Origin of the sequence: Hydrotalea lipotrueae, from assembly GCF_019249625.1 — a bacterium.
In the GTDB taxonomy this organism is placed as follows: Bacteria; Bacteroidota; Bacteroidia; order Chitinophagales; family Chitinophagaceae; genus Hydrotalea; species Hydrotalea flava.
Map to the genome: position 1 here is coordinate 51,685 of NZ_JAESDL010000023.1, position 6,764 is coordinate 58,448.

General features: G+C 37.4%; 7 protein-coding genes. All 7 read right to left on the minus strand.

The window, feature by feature from the left end; all coding sequences use genetic code 11:
- Positions 1-115: 115 nt before the first annotated feature.
- The 7 genes from JK139_RS12700 to JK139_RS12730 all read right to left on the minus strand — a co-directional run bounded on the left by JK139_RS12700 (position 116) and on the right by JK139_RS12730 (position 6,375).
- Positions 116-1,285: a hypothetical protein gene (locus tag JK139_RS12700; protein WP_074417405.1), complete on the minus strand. Its 1,170-nt coding sequence runs from the start codon at positions 1,283-1,285 to the stop codon at positions 116-118.
- Positions 1,286-1,312: 27 nt separating this feature from the next.
- Positions 1,313-1,744, minus strand: a complete 432-nt coding sequence (locus JK139_RS12705; RefSeq protein ID WP_074417406.1) for a c-type cytochrome — start codon at positions 1,742-1,744, stop codon at positions 1,313-1,315.
- Positions 1,745-1,797: 53 nt separating this feature from the next.
- On the minus strand, positions 1,798-2,694 hold the full coding sequence (locus JK139_RS12710) for a hypothetical protein (RefSeq protein WP_074417407.1): 897 nt from the start codon (positions 2,692-2,694) through the stop codon (positions 1,798-1,800).
- A 22-nt stretch (positions 2,695-2,716) separates the two neighbouring features.
- Positions 2,717-4,120: an NrfD/PsrC family molybdoenzyme membrane anchor subunit gene (nrfD, locus tag JK139_RS12715; RefSeq protein WP_074417408.1), complete on the minus strand. Its 1,404-nt coding sequence runs from the start codon at positions 4,118-4,120 to the stop codon at positions 2,717-2,719.
- Between the two features lie 10 nt (positions 4,121-4,130).
- A complete protein-coding gene (locus JK139_RS12720; protein ID WP_074420313.1) occupies positions 4,131-5,093 on the minus strand; it encodes a 4Fe-4S dicluster domain-containing protein in 963 nt (320 codons plus the stop codon).
- Positions 5,094-5,180: 87 nt separating this feature from the next.
- Positions 5,181-5,771, minus strand: a complete 591-nt coding sequence (locus tag JK139_RS12725; protein WP_074420314.1) for a helix-turn-helix domain-containing protein — start codon at positions 5,769-5,771, stop codon at positions 5,181-5,183.
- Between the two features lie 16 nt (positions 5,772-5,787).
- A complete protein-coding gene (locus JK139_RS12730) occupies positions 5,788-6,375 on the minus strand; it encodes a hypothetical protein (RefSeq protein WP_074420315.1) in 588 nt (195 codons plus the stop codon).
- Between the last annotated feature and the right edge of the window lie 389 nt (positions 6,376-6,764).

Consider the following 6,764-nt stretch of genomic DNA (forward strand, 5'->3'; position numbering starts at 1 on the left):
TTGTCAGTTACTTTAGATGATATACAGCTGGCAAACACTAAACCCATAGTGATGATAATTGCAAATACAATTATTAATATATTACGTTTCATAATTTTTATTTTTATAAAATGAATTAAAATCCAACTGCAATCTGGATGAAAATTGCATTGTTATTTTTCTCCGACTGGAAAGCTGCTTTGAATGCAGTACGCCAGTTAAACCAATAATTAATTCCATAGGTATATTGCCTGATTTCCTGAAGGTCTTTAGCACCTGCAGGAGGATTGAAACCGGCATACCGGAATACTAACTCCGTTTTTTTCAAAAATTTGCTTTGAGACATAGTAGGCCGGTAAGCCGCCTGCGAAAAAAAAGAGGTACGCTTATTATCAAATGTGTACCAGGTTGATCCTGTAGGGTCGCCTGGATCTACATAACTGGCATTATCAATATTTGCCTTATTCCATTGCGCTTTAATATCGAGTGTACCTTTAATGATGTCTATCGGATTGATATAAGAAAAGTCTGCCGCATACATAGCAGCTTTAACAGACTTATAATTGTAACTGGTATCCCCTACATTTCCATATCGGTAAGAAAACCCGATTTCAAGGGAAGAATTTTCTATGGGCAATAGACCCACACGACCGCCATACGACAATTTTTTACTTTGTACATCTACATTGCCATAACTAAGTGTGCCTTGTTTAGAGGGTATTGCGGGATCAGTTATTAATGCAGCATTATTACTTACAAAAAAACTATAATTAATTTTCGATGCTCCTATTTGAGCCCCTCCCCGAAAATCAAAACCAACTTCAGATACAGGGCCAAAAGCCAGTTCATCTTCACCGTTGGCTAATGGTACCGTTGGTAGTTTATTAATCCAGGAAGGATGCAGCCTGTCCTGAAAAATACCAAAAGGCGCTAAAAACTTTCCGGCCCTGATGGTTAAATATTTATTCACAAAGAAAGAAGCATCTGCATAGCCCAACTCTATATTTGTGGCATTACCCATAATGGCTGTTTCCATTTCAACCTCCACTAAAATCCTTTCATGCGGTTTCCATAATAATATTGGGGTAAACCCAACATCTGAAAACGTTGACTGATTATTTGAAAACTTACCGGTAAAAGTTGTAAATCCTGATATTAAAAACTTACTGGCTTTTGCAACTTGTGTCTGTGTACTATTTTTTATCAGGCTGTCAATTAACTCCTGGTTATACTGTTGTGCATAAATTTGGGGACTGTTTATCAATCCGCCAATTGCAAACAGGATGATTATTAATTTAGGTTTCATATCGCTATTTTTTTGTTATTAAACTGATTATTTACTGAATGTTCGGATATAATTCAATACTTGCCAGCGTTGTTCATCCGTAAGGGATTTTTTGGTTGATGGCATTGGCTTTCTCCCTTCTTTAATTTTCCAGAAAAGCTCCCCATCTGTCTGATTCTTTACTTTCAGAGTATTGAAACTTTCGGGAGATTTATCAAGTGTAGCGCTGTTCGGTCCATTACCCAATCCCTTTTTGCCATGGCATTCTAAGCATTCTTTTATGTAAATAGCCTTTCCGGCAGCAATAGATGCGTCATTTGCCGGAATGGGGTTCTTTATATTTTTTGCAGATTCCGGCGCCTTCCATTCACTTTGTTGTGGGATGAAAGAAGCTAAAACTAGGCAGACAGCAAAAAAGATGACGCTTATACTTATAAAAGCAGATTTTGTTAGTGGCTTGTATTTTAAAATGTTTTTCATGTTTCTTGTTTTAATTTGTTAAATAATTAAGTTGTACTATTCTTTGGTTGCTCTTATGCTGATGCTTTCTTTTCAATTTTAGTTATCTGATAAATTACAAATCCGTAGGTAAACCAAATGCCACCGAAAATGATGCTGAAAGAGATAATTAAAATGATAGGAGCTCTTGGTTCCCATAGTGCACGGGGAAAGGGATTTTTTTCAACAACCAATGGTTCCCCCCATTTTGAAATAGAAGTGGCTTCCACATTTCCATATACTTCATTGTCTATTATTCTTGCCACCAGAACTACATTTCCTTTTTCATCTCCTTTTATTTCTTTGGGAAAATTAAAAGTTGCCATACCCCTGTCATCTGTTGTTACGTTTGCTTCATCACTTAATGGCATTATGCCGAACAACCGTTGAATGCCAAAGTTTACTTCTACATTTGGTATCGGTTTTTCTTTCCCGTTAGCCAGTATCTCTGTTGCAAGAACGGATATCAATTTGGATGAATCCTCTTCAGATAAACTAAGAACCAGCCTGGCATCTTTCACAGAAGCCTGCGCTTCGGCATCTTCATATCCTTTATCATTTTCAATGCGTGCGATAATAGTAACACCTGAAGTATCTGTGGAAATTTCTTTTGGAAAATTGATGCTTGCTTTACCTCCTTCACTGGTTAAAGCTTCCCCTAAAAATGATTTTCCGGCTAATGCGGATGTATAAAAATTGATTTTGACACCCCGCACAAAAACCAGCTTCCCACTATCATTTTTCGTAGATACATTGGCAACAATTGTCCTGTCTCCATCGGCATTTTTATAAAAAGATAGCTCAACCGTGGCTGTCTTTTTTTTATCAAGTTGCTGCTGGTCTCTGGTATATGAAGTATTCCAAATCAAAACAGCAGCTAAAATGAACGTGGCAGATTTAAATACAATTTGATTTTTTAAAGTAAGTTTCATTTTTCTTTATTTTTTTAGTCGGTTATGATGTAGCTACCTGTACGTTTTCTTTCTCATTTTTAATAGCGTTATCAACCTGTTCATACTTTTCTTCAATCTCTCTCCCTTCTTTCACTTCCCAAATGGAAACGATGGGGAAAATTTTAGCAAACAGTGTTATCACCAGGAATATACCTGCTAATGCCCCAAAGGTGATAGACCATTCAACCCAGTTAGGAAAATATTGTGACCATTCTATCGGCACTTTCTGGATGGGTAAGTAAGGATGTAAAAGGGTTGGTATGACGATGATGTATCTTTTTACCCAGGCTCCAATCACGATAATGATACAGACAATGCTTGCCATAACGGGTGTTCGCCCTTTAGGGAAGGCAAGGATTATGGCGGGTACTAATACGGTACCCAATTGGAGTATCCAGAAAACGGAAGAATAACTACCACTAAATAGGTCGTGCAATAAAAATCCTTCTGAGCTTGCCATCTTATAAGCGGGTACTGCATACTCGTTCAAATTAAAGTAGGCATAGATAAGGGTTAGGGCCAGCACTATTTGCCCCATGTAGTTAAACTGCTTTTTGGTGATATATTTTTCCAAATGATACATCCTGCGGAAGGCCGCCATAATAAGCACTACAGCTGCTGAACCGGAATAAAGGGCTCCTGCTACAAAGTAAGGTCCGAAAACGGTGCTGTTCCATCCGGGGCGAAGCGTCATGGCAAATATGTATCCAACTACCGTATGCACGGAAACAGCAATGGGAATAATAATGATGGTCATTACATGCATTCCTTTTTCCAGCCGTTTCCAATTGCCGGGTGTGTCTTGCCATCCTAAGGATAGTTTTCTGTAAATCCATTTTCTTAAGCGGGTAGCATTACCAGACAAGCGGTCGCGGCAAAGAGCAATATCCGGTATCATAGGTAAATACAAAAACAATGAGCTGCCAACAAAGTAAGTTCCGATACAAATAATATCCCATAAGAGAGGGGATTGCAATCTGCCAAAAATTACTAAATTGGGTATCCGGTCAGGACGTCCCATATCAATAATAGGCATGATGCCGCCAAAAAGTAACGACACCCATGTAAGCAGCTCTGCCGAACGGGTTATGGGTCTTCTCCATTCTTTATTGGTGATCCTGAGTATAGCAGATACTAATGTACCGGAGTGGCTTATTCCAATGAAGAATACAAAAGTGGAAATGTAGAGGCCCCACGATACATAATTTCGCATGGCAGTGGTTCCCAAACCAAAATATATTTGCCGGATGTAAATTGCTGCTCCCCATACTACGATGATAAGCAGAAATCCAATCCACAAACGATTGAGTGGGCTGTACTTTCCTATTGGTTTTAAAAAGTCATTTTCAATACTCTCTACATTATTATTATTTGTAACAGTAGTATGTTCATTTTTCTTTTCCATATAATTTTTTTTACATGTTCATTGACTCATGATTGTGATTTTTCTTTTCGCCTTCTTTTTCATTATTCATGTCTGGTTTCGGGTACTTCCTGTTTTTTGGGGGCAGATAATAGACCCTGGGTTTTGTTCCTAATTCTTCTAAATACCTGTATGCAGCATTATCTTCCAGTAATTTGCTTAACTGTACAGTTACACCTACACTATTTGTAACAGCATTTTCGTTTTCATCCCCCATGTAAATAGCGCCCATAGGGCAGCCTGTTACACAAGCGGGCAATTTGCCTTCTCTCATTACATGAGGGCAAAAATCACATTTCTCTACAGTACCAACTTTACGTGGAAAACTTTGTTCAGGAGAGTATGGTATCATTTTTTCAGCTGCCGATTCTTCGGGTCTGTCCCAATTAAAAAAGCGGGTAGAATAAGGGCAGGCCACCATGCAAAACCGGCACCCGATACATCTTTCATTATCAATGAGCACAATGCCATCCTGGCGCTTAAATGTTGCATCAACCGGACAAACCTTGGTACAGGGAGGATTATCACAATGAAAGCATGGTTTTGGGAAATAATAAGGCGCTAATTTTTCATTATCCTGCATCGTGAACACTTTTATCCATTCCCGGTCAGGTGGGGTAAAGTGCATTTTCTGACAGGCTTTGGTACATTCACCACAGCCATCGCATTTAGCCAGGTCAATCACCATCACAAATTTCTTTCCGGGAATTCCTTTTCTCGCTTCAGTATTGCTCACAGGAGGGGCATTGTGTTCATGTTGTAAATGTGTGCTGTTTACCTCTACTAACTTTCCATCCGGCGTAAGCACTTTCACTTTTTCTCCTTGTGTCTCTCCTTTGTCATTACAGGAAACAAAAGAGTTGATTACCGAACTCCCAATAACACCGGCTGTTATAGTTGCCACTGAAGACTTTAAAAACTTTCTACGCTCATTGTCAGGTGTATTTTTTTGCATAAATCAATGATTTAAGAATTTATAGTAAGATTATCAAAATTGGTTTTAGCGCTTCTTCGCTTTTGTTTGTTATCAAATCCGGTTTGTTCAAAATATTGCGCAGCAGCTTTTTTCCCTGTATTTTTTTCGAAACGGGTTGCAGTTTATATTCATCCGGGGATATCCCTGTTTCTTTTCTAAACAGGGTTCTGAATGTTTGCTGCGAACACGGTAACCCAAATGCAAAGCAATATCTGCAAGGCATAGCTCTCTTTGTACAATGAGTTCTTTGGCCTTCTCTGTTTTTAAGCGGGTATAATATTTTTCAATAGTTACCCCTGTAACATCAGAAAAAATTTTGCTTAAATAATTATAATTGCAGTGCATCAATTCAGGCAGGTAAGCAGGAAGCCTGGGGTGCTTTCTTTCTTTTGCAACAGCCATATTGAGACATTTGCATAAATGCGAATGTATTTTCACTACAAGTTTATCTTCCTCTTTATCAGCAATATCAAATCCATATTGATTAAACGCTACCCTGATTGCAGATAAATCATCCTGACTTAAATGCTTAGCAATTACCGCCTCACCTAAAGTCACTGAAAGCGTTTTATACCCCACCTTTTTTAAAAGGTTCCTAACTGTATCAATGCATCGGTTACAACACATATATTTAATATAAGAATGAATGGTTTCCATAATCTCTTTCTACTAATTACTCCATGATACTTTTATATATCCGGTTTAGCTTGTACATTTTGTGAAAATCATCATAGCGTATGAGATCTGGATCTGATTTGAAGTTTTCATCCAGCATATCGTGAAAAGCATGATTGTTTGGAAATGTTTTTTTTAGATTTATAATAGTTAAAGGTTGCGGAAGAGAAAATGCCCCTACACTAAAAAAATACGTCGGCGCATATTTTGCAGCTGCTTTAGGCGGATATGAAGGAGGCTGGTAAACATACATAAGTAAGTATTCGCCTGGGTTTAGTATTTTATATTGTTTATTATTTATAAACCTGAATTCTTCACCGTTTGTATTCCTGTAGCCATACGTATCACTTTTTAGCAGCATGTATGTATTGCCTTTGTGCTTAATGACTATTATCTTATCGTTGAACAAAATATCGTCTTTTATTTTATGCTTTTCATTTTTATAATTAATTGCATACGATAATTTTCTTTCCTGAAAATCCTGGGCAGTTTTATAAATTCCACTGCTGTCTTTTTGTGCAACAGCATTTCGGGTAATAGCCAGCAGGCTGATTACCAACATCAGGATAAGATGCTTTTTTTTCATTTCTTTTGATTGTAAGTATGGAGAAATAATTATTGATCTTTTTTTCCACCTTTCGAAAATGCCCTTTTTGGCATAAGGAAGGGATGATAATACCGTTGATAAATAACTGTTTTTTATATAAGAAAGCAGTAATTGAGGAATACTACGATTCCTCTCAACATCTCAATAGTATCGTGAAATGATAGATGTTTGAAGGAATCATATTCTAAAAGTCCTATTGAGGAGAAATATAGGAGGTTGGGAACAACTTCGGTCAATTTTATTGATAGCAATACCGAAATTTAAACCATCATTAAGAGGAATAAAACAATTATTAGAGCATGTCTCAAAAGTATGTTTTTTGTAATAAATTGAATGAATTTGCCGTTTATAAGAGAAACGACATTTAT